Below are 14,543 nucleotides of genomic sequence, written 5' to 3'. Positions count from 1 at the left end.
TTGTATAACACTTAAACAGGCGCTTAAGCGGCAGAGAGGGCGGATCACGGCGGAGTCATGATACGAGGGGGTGGGGTTTCAAAAAATGTTAAGATTTAGTCTAAACGACTCTACACCTTGGGATATAGGGACCCATACCCTATAAAATCAGCCTTTGGAGGAAGACTATTTAAGGGATAAATCGTTAGATTGTTAGGTAACCTCCCTTAAACAATTCCGGGGCTTTCTCCATATCTTAGGGTAGAGCAAAGTGCGGTTAATTCCTGCATTTTACATCTCAATAATCGGGTCAAGAACTGGATTGTTAATCATTAGGGAGAGGGATTCATGAACGATTTATTTAAAGGGTTTGAGCAGTTATTAGAACTGGCAAAAGCCTTGGAAGAGAAAATAGAAGCTGGAGAACTCAAAGCCGATATGCAGTTCCGTACTCGTCCGATTAGTAGCATACCCCGTACTGGGGCGATTCCCCGGACTGGGAACGTAGGAGTTTCGACGGGTGGGGTTTCCGTGGATACCAGTCCTTTTCGTCAAGCCTCTCCTCCTCGTTCCACGGGTCCTCGTTCCACGGGTGGCGGGTCCAATTTTACCTCCCCGACTCCTGGGGTATCGAAGCCCCAAAAATCGGGTTCTTCGATGAAAGATATTGGCGGACTTCGAGACGTTTTAAACGAACTGAAAGAACTGATTGGGATGCCTTTAAAACGTCCCGACTTATTAGAAAAAATTGGATTAGAACCGACCCGAGGGGTGTTGTTAGTTGGACCTCCGGGAACGGGAAAAACTTTAACGGCTCGTGCTTTAGCTTCAGAACTGGGTGTTAATTATATTGATTTAGTTGGGCCGGAAGTAATTAGCAAATATTACGGCGAAGCGGAGCAAAAACTGCGGGCTATTTTTGACCAAGCGGTGAAAAGTGCGCCTTGTATTATTTTTATTGATGAAATTGATAGTTTAGCCCCCGATCGCTCTCAAGTTGAAGGGGAAGTAGAAAAGCGCCTAGTCGCCCAATTGTTGGGGTTAATGGATGGATTTGCGCAAACTCAAGGGGTGATTGTCCTAGCGGCCACCAATCGACCGGATGCCCTTGATCCGGCCTTACGTCGTCCGGGACGGTTCGATCGCGAAGTGCACTTTCGAGTTCCCGACTGTGCTGGACGGTTGGAAATATTAGAAATTCTCACCGGCGCAATGCCCTTAGATGATACGGTGCAGTTAGCTGAAATCGCCGAATTAGCTACCGGATTTGTGGGAGCAGATTTGAAAGCCGTTTGTCAAAAAGCCGCCTATACTGCCCTCCGTCGTCAAGTGCCTTCTATTGAGGGAGATATTCCCGAGACTATGACAGTTCAGCAGGGGGATTTTTTAGAAGCCCTCAAAGCCGTCAAACCTGCCGTTTTGCGGTCTGTGGAAGTGCAATCTCCTGATGTTTCATGGGATGAAATTGGCGGATTGGAGATGATTAAACAGACCCTGCGAGAAGCGGTAGAAGGGGCGCTAATTAATCGGGAATTATATTTACAAACCAAAGCGCGATCGCCCAAGGGAATTCTGCTTTGGGGTCCTCCAGGAACAGGTAAAACCCTGTTAGCAAAAGCGGTTGCTTCCCAAGCCAAAGCGAATTTTATCTGTATCAATGGACCCGAACTACTCAGCAAATGGGTAGGGGCCAGTGAACAAGCGGTTCGGGAATTATTTACCAAAGCCCGCCAAGCCTCGCCCTGTGTAGTGTTTATTGATGAAATCGATACCTTAGCCCCTGCCCGAGGTCAACATACCGGCGATTCTGGCGTCAGCGATCGCGTGGTTGGACAATTACTCGTAGAACTAGACGGCTTGGCAACTGGGGCGAATATTCTGGTGATTGGAGCGACAAATCGTCCCGAGGCAATGGATTCAGCCCTCCTGCGGGCAGGACGTTTCGACTTGCAACTGATGGTAGATTTACCCAATGTAGATAGCCGCCTAGGAATTTTGCAAGTCCACAATCAGGAACGTCCCTTATCCGAGGTGGATTTGTCCCACTGGGCAACGGTTACGGAAGGTTGGAATGGAGCAGATTTAGCCTTACTCGGCGATCGCGCCGCAGTCGAAGCCATCCGTCGCTATCGCGCCCTAGACATGAGCGATCCTGCCCAAATTCGGATTACCACCGAAGATTTTGCCTACGCTTACGAGGTTTTGACCCAACAGCGATCGGCTTAGTTGGGATATCGGGAGATGGGGAGATGGGGGAGATGGGGGAGATGGGGAGGATTGGGGAGATGGGGGAGAAACGGCTGAAGTCGTTACTAGCGGCATTCTTGCACTAATTGTAACAACCGGCGTGGGTTAAAATCCTCGCCGTTGTTGAGAATTTTAATCCCCATCCTCCCTATCTCCCCCATCCTCCCCATCTCCCCCATCCTCCCCATCCTCCCCATCTCCCCCATCCTCCCCATCCTCCCCATCTCCCCTTGAGGGATAATAAACTTAAAATTCCTTCTGAGAAGTCGCCCCAGAGTGCCTCCTCAATTCACATTTAAAAAACCAGCTTCATGTTTGAAAAACAACCTCAAACCCTACGGGAAAAAGTCCAAAAATTAGCGAATCAATCCCGGGACCCATCGAACCCATCCGCATGGTTTGATATTTTATATGCCGAAGCCCAAGGGGATGCGGCACAAGTGCCTTGGGCCAAATTGACCCCCCATCCGGTCCTAGAAAGTTGGTTGACCGATCGCCCTATTTCTCCAGAGGGTAGTTCTGCACTCGTGACGGGATGCGGATTAGGGGATGATGCAGAAACCTTAGCTGCCCGAGGATTTGAGGTGACAGCCTTTGATATTTCCCCCACGGCGATCGCCTGGTGTCACCAACGATTTCCCGATTCCTCGGTAAATTACTGCGTTGGGGACTTTTTTAACTTAGATCCAGCATGGCGGGGACAGTTTGAGTTAGTGGAAGACTGTCGGAATATTCAAGCCTTACCCCTCAACGTGCGATCGCAAGTCATCGAGGCGATCGCCGCTTTAGTGGCCCCAGGAGGAACCCTGCTGATTATTACCCGCCATCGCGACAACGACAGCGAAACCCAGGGTCCGCCCTGGCCCCTATCCGATGCAGAACTCGCGGAATTTTCGCACTGGGGATTAGTAGAAATCCAGCGTCACGAATTTTTTGACGTGGATAATACGATTAAACAACTGCGGGTAGAATATCGGCGATCGCAATGAGTCCCTTTTTACTCAGGACTTACGCATCAACCCGATGGATTGCGGCGCTTACTGCCACCCTACTAACTTCCCAAAAAAAACGCGAGAAGCTAGGATTAGCCTCTCGCGTGGATCAATGAGCTGAAATTTCAAATGAGCAACTCTTACACCTTTGCTGCTATTTTTGCTTCCTTCGACGTTAAGCGCTCGTAAGCGGCCCGCATCTTCAGACCCGTGAGCACTTGGAACAAACCGGTGCCATTGTTAGAACCCGGATAGGTGGGGTGCTGCAATAACAGTTCGGTCAACTCACCGTAAAACTTAGTAGAGGTATTACTGAGGTGACTTTCGATATAGATCATCTCCTCTAAATTCTCAAACTGACCGTCTACTTCTAAAATCGAGACTTCATGACCCTCAAAAGCATCCGGTCCATAGGCCATTTTGATCCCTGGGTAGGAACAGGTGAGTTTACGTCCACAAGGCGTCCAATTAATCGTGGAACCCTCATCAAACAGATAAACAGGATCCATGCCATGCACCCCGTACCGTTGGATCATCTGCACCCGCAGAACCTTCCGTTCTTTGTCATCAGGGATTAAGTTCGTCGGTAACACCCGGATGACCACATCAGCATGAGCTTTTTGCGGTTCAATATAGGCGCTAAAGTCAGGACGACGGGAGTTAATGGATGCAAGAACATCTTCATAACGGTGACCGCGTTCGGCCATATCCCGTTGAATTTTCCAGGCAATCTTGACCTCATCACTGATATCGAGGTAGACGCTGAAATCAAGCAGGGAGCGAACCCGCTCATCATAAATGGGATGCAGGCCCTCAATCACGATAATGTGATTCGGTTCCACCCGTTCAGGTGGATCGATCATGCCAGTTTCGTGGTTATAGATGGGCTTGTTAACCGCCTGACCGTTCTTTAGCGCTTTTACTTGTTCATACATCAAGTCAAAGTTATTCGCTCTCGGGTCAAGCGCTGTGACCCCATGCTCTTTCCGCTGTTTGCGGTCTAAACTGTGATAGTCATCCAAGCAGATGACCGTCATCAGTTCTTCTCCAAATAGGTCTTTTAGTCGGTGCAGGAATGTCGATTTGCCGCATCCGGAGTCTCCGGCAACACCAATTAGAACCACGCTATCCGGCTTACTGGTCATAGATTCCCTCTATCGATCTTGCTCTTTGTACCTATGCTACGGTTTATTGCGTATTAAAAGACAATAAAATTGATTCTATCTTGACATACAGCGTGTAACTTTACTCAATTGAGTCAATCCTCCTTGCCCGGAACCGGGTGCGATCGGGGATCAGAATTTGCCATAAGCCTTATATCTCATGCTTTTGGAGAATTGTCAAAAGTTTTTTTCTCCGAGTTTTAGCCCTGGGACGCCCCTGAGTTTGGGTCCTGGGATCAAGCCCCTTGAGGTTCTTCTCTTCAGACTAGGGGCATTCAGGGGCTTGGGTCATCACCGTGATCCCCTCTTCGAGGGGATCACACCTGATCCGGGTTCCGTTCCGTCAATAACAGCATGAAACCTGGCTTTCTCGGGCAGGAGGTCAGTACGGGGACATCGGGCTGTAATCTAGTAATAGTCTTTTTAAAGATCCCTTCATCGCCAGGATAAAGGGATAATCATGACCGGACAACGGGAGGAGAGAGGGCGATCGCAAAACTCTGCGATCGGCAACTGGCTTTCAGAGTCAGCGGTAGAAACCTCTCAACCCCTTGCCGAAAAACAGTAGTTTGATTTGGAGCCATTAACATTATGTACAATCCCAGCGCCGCAGGCGTTACAGTGAATACAGAATCTGGGAACCGCTTTTTCGTATATGAAGTAGTGGGTCTGCGCCAAACTGACGAGAGTGATGCGACCACTAACCCCATTCGTCGGAGTGGCAGTACCTTTATTACGGTACCGTACAACCGGATGAACCAAGAAATGCGCCGGATCACGCGGATGGGGGGACAAATTGTCAGCATTCGTCCTCTGGGCGAAGAAGGGACGAGCAATGGTCACACGACTCCCACTGTCAGTCAAGAGCAGACCCATAAGGAAGCTCAACCCAGCAAGCCAATGACTGAAACCAAGGCGAAAAAGGCAAAAACCGACGATATTCCTGTTAATATCTACAAGCCCAAAGATCCCTATATTGGTAAGTGTCTCAGCAATGAACCCCTGGTCCAAGAAGGCGGTAGCGGGATCGTTCAACACTTGACTTTCGACCTTTCCGCTGGCGATTTACGGTATTTAGAGGGTCAAAGTATCGGGATTATTCCTCCAGGAGAAGACCAAAAAGGCAAACCTCATAAACTGCGTTTGTATTCCATCGCTTCGACTCGTCATGGCGACCATGAAGATGATAAAACCGTCTCTCTGTGCGTCCGGGAATTAGTTTACAAGCATCCAGAAACTAACGAAACCGTTAAGGGTGTTTGCTCATCTTTCCTGTGCCATTTGAAGCCCGGAGATGATGTCGCCATCACGGGTCCAGTTGGGAAAGAAATGTTGCTCCCTGACGATGAAGAAGCCACTGTCATCATGATGGCAACCGGGACCGGGATTGCTCCCTTCCGGGCTTTCTTATGGCGGATGTTCAAGGAACAACATGAAGACTACAAGTTCAAAGGTTTGGCTTGGTTGTTCTTCGGTATTCCCTACAGTGCCAACATTCTGTACAAAGAAGAGTTAGAAAAGTTACAAGCTGAGTTCCCGGATAACTTCCGCTTGACCTACGCCATCAGCCGGGAACAAGAGAATGCGCAAGGCGGTAAGATGTACATCCAAGACCGGATTGCGGAAAACGCCGAAGAAATCTGGAACCTGCTGCAAAAACCGAATGCTCATACCTACATTTGCGGTTTGAAAGGTATGGAAGGCGGTATTGATGAAGGGATGTCTGCGGTGACCTCTAAACAAGGGGTGGACTGGTTTGACTATCAGAAACAACTCAAAAAAGAACATCGCTGGCACGTTGAAACCTACTAGGAAACCTAATAAGGTTTACGAGGCGATCGCGGCTTAGTTCCAACTTCATCTCTGCATGAGGGGGAGGTCTTTTATGGGCCTCCCCTTCTTGTTTGGGGAGGATGGGGAGGATGGGGGAGATGGGGGAGATGGGGAGGATGATGACAAACGGCTGATGAAATTGGCGTTATAATTAGGAATAATAAATTGAGGGGGAACCGGGATATGACACAACTCAAAACTGATATTTCTACCCCGACTTTGACTTTTGAAGAATATTTGTACTATCAGGGGAAACCCGATGTTATTTATGAGCTCTACCGGGGTCAACTAATTGAAATGCCGACACCTACAGGATTGCACACCCGAATTTGCAATTTTTTAACCGCCCAATTTCAGCGTTATTTTGTGACTCATGATTTACCCTTAGTGGCAATGGAGGTTACTGGAGTCCGCACGGAAGATAATACCTCTAGAGTTCCTGATGTGTTAGTTTGTTCTGTCGAACTTGCGGAACGAATTTGTAAACGAAAAGGTGCGGGGGCCTTTAATTTTGATGAAAAACCCGTGATTGTTGTAGAAGTCACGAGTGATAATTGGCGTGAAGATTATATCCGTAAACGGGCAGAATATGCGCTTGTCAATATTCCAGAGTATTGGATTGTAGACCCGAATAAGTCAAAAATTCAAGTTTGTTTTAACCCCAACAATGACAAAGGTTACGAAGATTTAGAATTTTTGCCGGGGCAGGATCTTCATTCGGTGCAGTTTCCTGACTTTATTTTACCTGTAAATCGCGTATTTTCTCCTCCGATGGTGATTGATTTAATCCGCGAAGAACAAGCGGAACGAAAACAGCTAGAACAACGCGCTGAAGAGGAACGTCAACGGGCCGATCGCCTTGCCCAACGCTTGCGAGACATGGGGATAGATCCGGATGCAGTTTAGGCGGAGTTAGGTTTGGGACGCTGTTTTACAAGAAAATAAATACCAAAAATTGTTGAGGAGAAAAATGAAAAGTATTACCCCCCAAGAATTAAGCGGGAATCTTGACAATTTGCTCGACGAAATTTTAAGAACCGGGATACCTCTGGAGATTGAACGCGGAGGGAAACGGCTTCGCATCATTCCCGTAGAACCGTTAGATAAATTAGATAAATTGCTACATCGTCCCCATGTTATTTTAGGCGATCCTGATACTCTGATTGATATCAATTGGGTGCAGGAGATTAATTTTAATCTACCTTGATACTCCTGTGGTAGTTTGGCTCTATGCAGGTTTTTTCTAAGTTCTGCTACGGTATGGGTGAACTGGGGAGAGGGGGAATTGCATGGGGAAGAAACGACTGAAGTCGTTACTACGAACTTGATGGACTGGGGAGAGGGGCGTTGGATGGGGAAGAAACGACTGAAGTCGTTACTACGAACTGAAGGGTTGAGGTTTGGGGTTTTATCCCGGATGGGTGTTTAACGGGACCGATCGCCAATTTTTCGGAGGGATTCGGGCAACTTGAGCGCCAAATCCCTGTAAAAATGGTAAGTTAGTCGGTTATGGATTAGAATTGTGACTTTCAAAATTGGTTTACTGGGATTGGGAACGGTGGGCGCGGGAACAGCGCAGATCTTGCTTGACTCCGCAGGACGTCATCCGTTGTTGCAGGAGTTGGAAATTGCACGGGTGGGGGTGCGATCGCTGGATAAACCCCGGGATATAGAGCTTCCTGCGGATATTTTAACCACGGATTTAGAGTCAATCGTCACGGATCCTGAGATTGATATTGTGGTGGAGTTAATTGGTGGGTTGGAACCGGCGCGATCGCTGATGTTGAAGGCGATCGCGGGTGGCAAGCACGTTGTCACGGCAAACAAGGCGGCGATCGCCCTACATGGCGCGGAAATCTTCACCGCAGCGAATGAAAAGGGCGTCTATGTGATGTTAGAGGCGGCAGTAGGAGGCGGGATCCCGGTCATTCAACCCTTGAAGCAGTCTTTAGGAAGCAACCGCATCCAAGGGGTGATGGGGATTGTTAATGGCACTACCAACTACATTCTCACCCGGATGCAACTGGAAGGGGCGGATTTTGAGGCGGTACTCGCGGATGCTCAAAAATTGGGTTATGCGGAAGCGGACCCCACAGCGGATGTGGATGGATTGGATGCTGCTGATAAAATCGCGATTCTGGCATCTTTGGCATTTGGGGGACGAATCAAGCGTGAACAAGTTTACGCGGAAGGGATTCGTCAGGTGAGTGCAGAAGATATCGCTTATGCTGAAAAACTGGGGTTTGTGATTAAGTTACTGGCGATCGCCAAGCGAGAAGAAGGTGCTATCCCTCAACCTAACCGCGAGATTGAAGATCGCTTACAGTTGAGAGTGCATCCGACATTGGTCCCAAAACAACATCCCTTGGCGAATGTGAATGGGGTTTATAACGCAATTTTTGTGGAAGGGGACCCGATCGGACAGGTGATGTTTTATGGACGAGGGGCGGGTGCAGGTCCCACAGCAAGCGCGGTGGTGGCGGATATTTTAAATGTGGCGGCAGTATTGAAAACGGAAACGGAACCGATACCTCATCCGTTATTAAGCTGTTCTCATCAACATTACTGTGCGATCGCCCCAATGGACGATGTGGTAACGCGCTTTTATGCCCGGTTTTTGACTCAGGATAGTCCCGGGGTGATCGGGGAATTGGGGACAATTTTTGGTAGAAATGGTGTCAGTCTCGAATCCGTGGTACAAATTGGGATGCGTGAAAATCAGGCAGAAATTGTGGTGGTTACCCATGATGTGAAAGAAGGCAATTTTAATCATGCCTTAGCGGAAATTCGCAATCTGGAGGCGATCGTTTCTATTCCGAGTCTGTTGCGCGTTCTTTAGGGAACTTCCAAAAATAAAATCTCCCTAATGTTCGTAGTGACTCCTTGATTGACTCATCTTAAAAAAAACCTGAGAGGGTTACTACGAACGGGGAGATGATTGATATTTTGCAACTTTTTGAATGAGCAATAATCGGATGTCGTTAAACCCCCAGATAGGTGTTCCGACGGGGGCAATATCTCAGGGTTAACCCATGCCTGAAGCTGTGGTTTAATCAATCTGGATTGGTTTGGTAAAACAATCCAACCGAAACCTATTACCCTGATTTTTTCACCCTTAAATAGTATGTTAAATTCTCCATCCTCTGTTCCAGAAATTATCATTCCCGATGAGTTACTTCCGCCCAAGGAATTGCGGTTATCTGTGGGGGGAAGTTTTAAAGCGATCGGGACGGAATTTTTTCGCTATTTTGTAGAATTAGCGGGTTTACAGCCGGATGAAGCGGTGCTCGATGTGGGGTGCGGGGTGGGTCGGATGGCGGTTCCTCTGACCCAGTATTTGAGCGATCGCGGCAGTTATGAAGGATTTGATATTGTTGAATCCGGAGTCACCTGGTGTCAATCTGTGATTTCTCCCCTCTATCCAAATTTTCAGTTTCAACGGGCGGATTTGTACAATCAATATTATAATCCCACCGGAACAGCACAAGCAAATACTTATCGTTTCCCTTATTCGGAAAACTGCTTTGATTTTGTCTTTCTAACTTCGGTTTTTACTCATATTTTGCCCGATGGAATTGACAACTATTTACAAGAAATTTATCGAGTTCTCAAACCAGGAGGACGGGCGTTAGTTACCGCTTTTTTATTAAATGAAGACTCATTATCTGGCTTGGAAGCGGGTCGGAGTACCCTGGAGTTGAAAGAAGTTTTTGAAACCTATCGACTCGCCGATAAAACATTTCCCGAGTCAGCCGTTGCTTACGAAGAACGGTTTTTTCTGGAATTAGCCGATCGCCTTGGATTCAGCGTGAATTCACCCATTTATTATGGGTCTTGGTGTGGACGAGAAGAGTTTTTAAGTGTTCAAGATATCCTGTTGATGAGTAAATCTTAGTTTGGGGTAGGGGGAAGAAGTGGGACCGGGGAAATCCTCCCCTTGGGCACAATCCGGGATAGTAGGGGTCGCGGTTGATCGGGAATCAATCCTAAATCCGTGATTCCTAGTTATGACTATGGATTTTGGAGGGAGGAGTGGGGGCCGGACGGTTTTTCCTCTACAATTCACTAAAATCGTTGCGATCGCACAGACGAGACTCGGCTAGTACACTCTATTCTATTTGTTACGGTGATAGGAGTTTAGGTGATGAAGGGTTGGCAGAAATTCCAGGGACCAAGACTTTTTCGGGGACTGGGTGTGGCCCTTGGGGAGACGTCTGTCACTCCACGGTTACGCCCTCGGGCTCCAATGTGGGTGTTCAGGGTGGTATTCGGGTTGATCCTGCCGGTGGGCATGATGGAATCGGCAGATGCTCAATCTACTTATACGGATATTACGAACCATTGGGCGCGGACTTGTATTGAAACCCTGGCGCAACGGGAGATCCTTTCCGTGTTTTCCTCAGAGACATTTCTCCCGGAGGACCCAATTCAGCGCGTGGAGTTTGCCTCGGTGGTTCGCAAAGCGTTCCCGACGGTTGAACCTGTTCGGGATCCCGTTGAATTTATTGATATTCCGACGGATTATTGGGGGCGGGAAATTATCCAGGATGCTTACCGCAGTGGGTTTATTTCTCCTTATTCTGGACGCACGTTTAACCCGACTCAGGTGATTCCCCGTTGGCAGGCGATCGCCTTGTTAACGACAGGTTTGCGTTACAAATCGCCGGAGAATGGGTTAGAGACGATTGAGGCATCTCTGGCGGATTGGGAACAGATTCCAGAATATGCCCGAGAGGCGATCGCCGCAGGGATTCAAAACCGTTTGGTTGTCAATTATCCCGATCCTCGGACTTTAAACCCCACAGAACCCATCTCCCGGGGTGAGTTGGCATCGATGATTTGTCAAGTCCAGGAGGATATTGATGCTATTGCTTTGGTCCCTCAACAGTATGTAGCGTCACCGGATGCGATCTCCACCGCAGAAACACCACCTGTAGAAACACCAACCGCAGAAACACCAACCGCAGAAACACCAACTGTAGAAACACCAACTGTAGAAACACCACCCGTAGAAACACCAACCGCAATGCCTCCAACCTCTCCCACGGCGATCGCTGCTGGAAATCAACGGTGGCAAACTGCTGTTTTGACCAATGTTTTGAACTTCCAACCTACGGGAATCACCCCAGATTCCCAGGTAGAACAATGCGTCACCGATACGAACGGAACCCGTCAATGTGAGTCAATTTCCGCCTCAATGGATGCCATCGAACTTGCGATTGATGGTCAAGGATTTATCATGGCAAGTGGACATCGCGGGGCGGATTTGGCCCCGATTAATCTCTGGGACCTGAGAACTGGGGACCGGATTCGGACCTTAGAGGGACATCGCGGCAGAGTTGGGGCCTTGGCGATCGCCCCCAATGGACAACGGGCGATTAGTGGCGGTGGCGATGGAGAAATTAAGATTTGGGATATCCGAACTGGGACCCTAACTCAAACCCTCACGGGACATACCAGCGAAGTGACGGGATTGGCGATCGCCCCCGATGGGAATACCGCCATCAGCAGCAGTCGCGATCGCACAGTAAAACTTTGGGATTTGAATACCGGCGTGGTTCTGCGAACTCTGGACGATCGGCAAACGGCTATGTTAGATGTAGCTGTGAGTTCCGATGGTCGCATGGCCGCCAGCAGTAGTGAGGATGGACTGGTTCGAGTCTGGAATTTACAAACTGGCGAGTTAATTCGGACTATTTCTGCGGATATTAAGGCCGTCCGAACCCTCGCTTTTAGTCCCAATGGTCAGACTTTGGCAACAGGTGGAGAGGGAACGATTCGTCTGTGGAATATCGCCAATGGAGATTTACTGCGCACGATCGCCCGCAATCCCGAGGCCAGCTTTTTTGAAGTTGCCTTTAGTAATAATGGGGAAACTTTGGTGGGAACCGTTCAAGAAGGGGATATCAATGCGATTCGGGTTTGGGATGTGAGGACCGGGGCGTTATTGCACTTTTTCCCAACGGCAGCAGCGGCGATCGCCTTAACTCCCGATGGTCAAACGTTGGTCGGTGGAGGTTGGGATATCAAAATTTGGCGGATGCCTTAAGGGAAGAAAGAATGAACCACGGATTGCACAAATTTTCACGGATTTGGGGTGTGTTAGGACGATGGACAGCAGGAATGATGGCGGGAACGGCGATCGTTGCTGGGGGATTTGCTTCGGTTCCTTTTTGGGAGATAGGTTCGCCGCAGTCTTTGCAGGCGTTGGCGTCGGATTCTCCCCTGTTCAATCCGCCTCTGGCGATCGCGGAAGTGACGGCGATCGCCAAGGATATGACAGTGTTTATCGCCGGTCCGACCTCGGGTTCGGGGGCGATCGTCAATCGTCAGGGGACTGTTTATACAGTTCTGACGACGAAGACGGTGGTTTCTGGGTCGGGTCCCTATGAAGTAGTGACCAGCAATGGCCGACGCTATCAGATTAATCCCCAGGGGGTCATCCTGCTGCCTCTGGTAGATTTGGCTGTCTTACAGTTTACCAGTTCGGAAACTTATCCCGTAGCGCAGTTGGCCGAACCCTCTGACTCGCAAATTTATCTCACGGTTGCCACTCAACCCCAAACGACCCTGTTCGCGGCGGGAAATTTAGTATCTACGGCAGGAACGAATCTCTCGAATGGATACGACTTGCTGTATAATAGTGCCTTGCAATCCTCTGTGAGTGGCGGTCCGGTGGTGGACCGATGGGGACGGTTGATTGGGATTCAGGGTCGGTTTAATACCCAGTCTCCTGCGGTAAGTTCGGCCATTGCGGTGAGTAATTTTGTGCGATTAGCGCCGACGGTGGGGTTAAATTTAGGATGGCGGGGTTTTATTGTATCTAATATCATCCAACCGGGAAGCAAACCCCGGGCGATCGCCTTAAGTCCCGATGGCAGTCTCTTGGCAACTGATGGCGGATACAATCAGATTCAGTTATGGGATTGGCAGTCGAGTCAGTTGAACGCGACCTTGACGGGACATAATAGTGAGGTGAATTCCCTAGCGATTAGTCCCAATAAACAGATTTTAGTCAGTGGGGATCAAAAGGGTCAGGTGATCCTTTGGAATTTGCGAACCGGACAAATTGCCAATACCATCACGCGATCGCGTCCCAATCTCTCCAATCCTATCAACTCCCTGGGGATTAGTTCCAATGGACAAACGTTAATCACCGCGAGTAATCAAGGGATTGAACTCTGGGATCTCAACACGGGACGCTTGGTTTTGACTTTGGAAGGGTCTGGAGAGGCGAATGCGATCGCCATCAGTCCGGATAGTCGCACATTAGTCAGTGGTCATTTGGATAATACCGTCAAAGTGTGGAACTTGCAGAATGGGAACTTAGTGCATACCCTACAAGCGGGAGAATCCGGATTTATCGTCGAATCCGTTGCCATCAGTCCCGATGGTCAAACCGTTGCCGGGGGAACCTATCGCGAGATTCGACTCTGGAACCGGGAACGGGGTATTCGCCAGCGCACAATTGTGGCCCATTGTGATTTATGCTATGTGTATGATTTAGCCTTTACTCCCGATGGAAGGGCGATCGTCTCTACGAGTGAAGATGGGACTAAAATTTGGAATCTTGCGGATGGAACCTTGCTGCGGACCTTGGATGGATCGGCAAAATCCTTGGCATTCAGTGGCGATCGCACCTTGATTTTAGGCGGAGATACCTTGCGAATTTGGCAAGTTCCACAATGACAAAATCCAGTAATTCTCGCTTAAGCACTTCCCTCCGTTTCTTTTAACCCCAGGGAGATTGAGATGACTCCGGAAGAGTATTTCACAGGAGAAGAAATCAGCCCCATTCGTCGTGAATATATTCGGGGAAAAGTCTATGGGATGTCACCATCTACCCCCGCTCATAACATGATTACCTTGAACTTGGCAACCGTCCTCAGAAAGCAGATTCGAGGAACAAAATGTCATGCCTTTGTGCAAGATATCAAACTTAGAATTGATGCCGTAGATGTTTTTTATTATCCCGACTTGACCGTAACTTGCGACCCTCGTGACTCTCCGTTAACTGACTCTTTTATTCGCTATCCCTGTTTAATTGTAGAAGTGCTATCCGATGTGACCGAAGCATTTGACCGAGGGGATAAATTTGCAGATTATCGTCAAATTGAGACGTTAAAGGAGTATTTAATTATCAGTCAAACTCGCCCCAGTGTAGAGTGTTTCCGACGTAATGAACGGGGACGATGGGAGTTATATAGTTATCAGGCCGAAGACAAAATTCAGGTAACTAGCCTTAATCTGTTAATTGATATGAAAACCCTTTATGATGATGTTTGGTAAGCTGCTGAACACTCTAAATCGTGAAAAAATATCAACCTAA

11 protein-coding genes are annotated in these 14,543 nt (G+C 48.6%); 10 read left to right on the top strand and 1 reads right to left on the bottom strand.

What is annotated here, in order from left to right; translation table 11 throughout:
* The first annotated feature begins 327 nt into the window (after positions 1-327).
* Complete coding sequence (locus NG796_RS02420) at positions 328-2,205, top strand: AAA family ATPase (RefSeq protein ID WP_261204319.1); 1,878 nt, start codon at positions 328-330, stop codon at positions 2,203-2,205.
* Positions 2,206-2,537: 332 nt separating this feature from the next.
* Positions 2,538-3,215, top strand: a complete 678-nt coding sequence (locus tag NG796_RS02415) for a class I SAM-dependent methyltransferase (RefSeq protein ID WP_261204318.1) — start codon at positions 2,538-2,540, stop codon at positions 3,213-3,215.
* A 143-nt stretch (positions 3,216-3,358) separates the two neighbouring features.
* Here the strand turns inward: NG796_RS02415 and NG796_RS02410 are convergent, their stop codons facing one another.
* A complete protein-coding gene (locus tag NG796_RS02410) occupies positions 3,359-4,363 on the bottom strand; it encodes a phosphoribulokinase (RefSeq protein ID WP_261204317.1) in 1,005 nt (334 codons plus the stop codon).
* Positions 4,364-4,972: 609 nt separating this feature from the next.
* On the opposite strand from NG796_RS02410, the gene petH reads away from it, so the two are divergent.
* From petH to NG796_RS02370, 8 genes are all read left to right on the top strand, one after another.
* Positions 4,973-6,193, top strand: a complete 1,221-nt coding sequence (gene petH, locus NG796_RS02405) for a ferredoxin--NADP reductase (protein ID WP_261204316.1) — start codon at positions 4,973-4,975, stop codon at positions 6,191-6,193.
* Positions 6,194-6,397: 204 nt separating this feature from the next.
* The gene (locus NG796_RS02400; protein WP_261204315.1) at positions 6,398-7,120 is read left to right on the top strand and encodes a Uma2 family endonuclease; all 723 of its coding nucleotides are present in this window, start codon (positions 6,398-6,400) and stop codon (positions 7,118-7,120) included.
* 64 nt (positions 7,121-7,184) lie between these two features.
* A complete protein-coding gene (locus NG796_RS02395) occupies positions 7,185-7,421 on the top strand; it encodes a type II toxin-antitoxin system Phd/YefM family antitoxin (RefSeq protein ID WP_261204314.1) in 237 nt (78 codons plus the stop codon).
* A gap of 315 nt (positions 7,422-7,736) precedes the next feature.
* Entirely contained in the window at positions 7,737-9,053 is a 1,317-nt protein-coding gene (locus NG796_RS02390; protein WP_261204313.1) for a homoserine dehydrogenase, read from the top strand.
* Positions 9,054-9,338: 285 nt separating this feature from the next.
* Positions 9,339-10,109 (top strand): class I SAM-dependent methyltransferase, encoded by a 771-nt coding sequence (locus NG796_RS02385; protein ID WP_261204312.1) that lies wholly within the window; start codon positions 9,339-9,341, stop codon positions 10,107-10,109.
* Between the two features lie 366 nt (positions 10,110-10,475).
* Complete coding sequence (locus NG796_RS02380; RefSeq protein ID WP_261204311.1) at positions 10,476-12,263, top strand: S-layer homology domain-containing protein; 1,788 nt, start codon at positions 10,476-10,478, stop codon at positions 12,261-12,263.
* A gap of 11 nt (positions 12,264-12,274) precedes the next feature.
* Entirely contained in the window at positions 12,275-13,903 is a 1,629-nt protein-coding gene (locus NG796_RS02375) for a trypsin-like peptidase domain-containing protein (RefSeq protein WP_261204310.1), read from the top strand.
* 63 nt (positions 13,904-13,966) lie between these two features.
* The gene (locus NG796_RS02370) at positions 13,967-14,503 is read left to right on the top strand and encodes a Uma2 family endonuclease (protein ID WP_261204309.1); all 537 of its coding nucleotides are present in this window, start codon (positions 13,967-13,969) and stop codon (positions 14,501-14,503) included.
* Positions 14,504-14,543: the final 40 nt, after the last annotated feature.

The organism is Laspinema sp. D2d (assembly GCF_025370755.1).
Taxonomy (GTDB): domain Bacteria; phylum Cyanobacteriota; class Cyanobacteriia; order Cyanobacteriales; family Laspinemataceae; genus Laspinema.
Note: the sequence above shows the minus strand (reverse complement) of the source record. Positions and strands in the feature narration are given on the sequence as shown.

Bases quoted from the DNA above. Each gene is read 5' to 3' on its own strand.
- NG796_RS02420 (WP_261204319.1), top strand. From the start codon at position 328: ATGAACGATTTATTTAAAGGGTTTGAGCAGTTATTAGAACTGGCAAAA.
- NG796_RS02415 (WP_261204318.1), top strand. From the start codon at position 2,538: ATGTTTGAAAAACAACCTCAAACCCTACGGGAAAAAGTCCAAAAATTA.
- NG796_RS02410 (WP_261204317.1), bottom strand. From the start codon at position 4,363: ATGACCAGTAAGCCGGATAGCGTGGTTCTAATTGGTGTTGCCGGAGAC.
- petH (WP_261204316.1), top strand. From the start codon at position 4,973: ATGTACAATCCCAGCGCCGCAGGCGTTACAGTGAATACAGAATCTGGG.
- NG796_RS02400 (WP_261204315.1), top strand. From the start codon at position 6,398: ATGACACAACTCAAAACTGATATTTCTACCCCGACTTTGACTTTTGAA.
- NG796_RS02395 (WP_261204314.1), top strand. From the start codon at position 7,185: ATGAAAAGTATTACCCCCCAAGAATTAAGCGGGAATCTTGACAATTTG.
- NG796_RS02385 (WP_261204312.1), top strand. From the start codon at position 9,339: ATGTTAAATTCTCCATCCTCTGTTCCAGAAATTATCATTCCCGATGAG.
- NG796_RS02375 (WP_261204310.1), top strand. From the start codon at position 12,275: ATGAACCACGGATTGCACAAATTTTCACGGATTTGGGGTGTGTTAGGA.
- NG796_RS02370 (WP_261204309.1), top strand. From the start codon at position 13,967: ATGACTCCGGAAGAGTATTTCACAGGAGAAGAAATCAGCCCCATTCGT.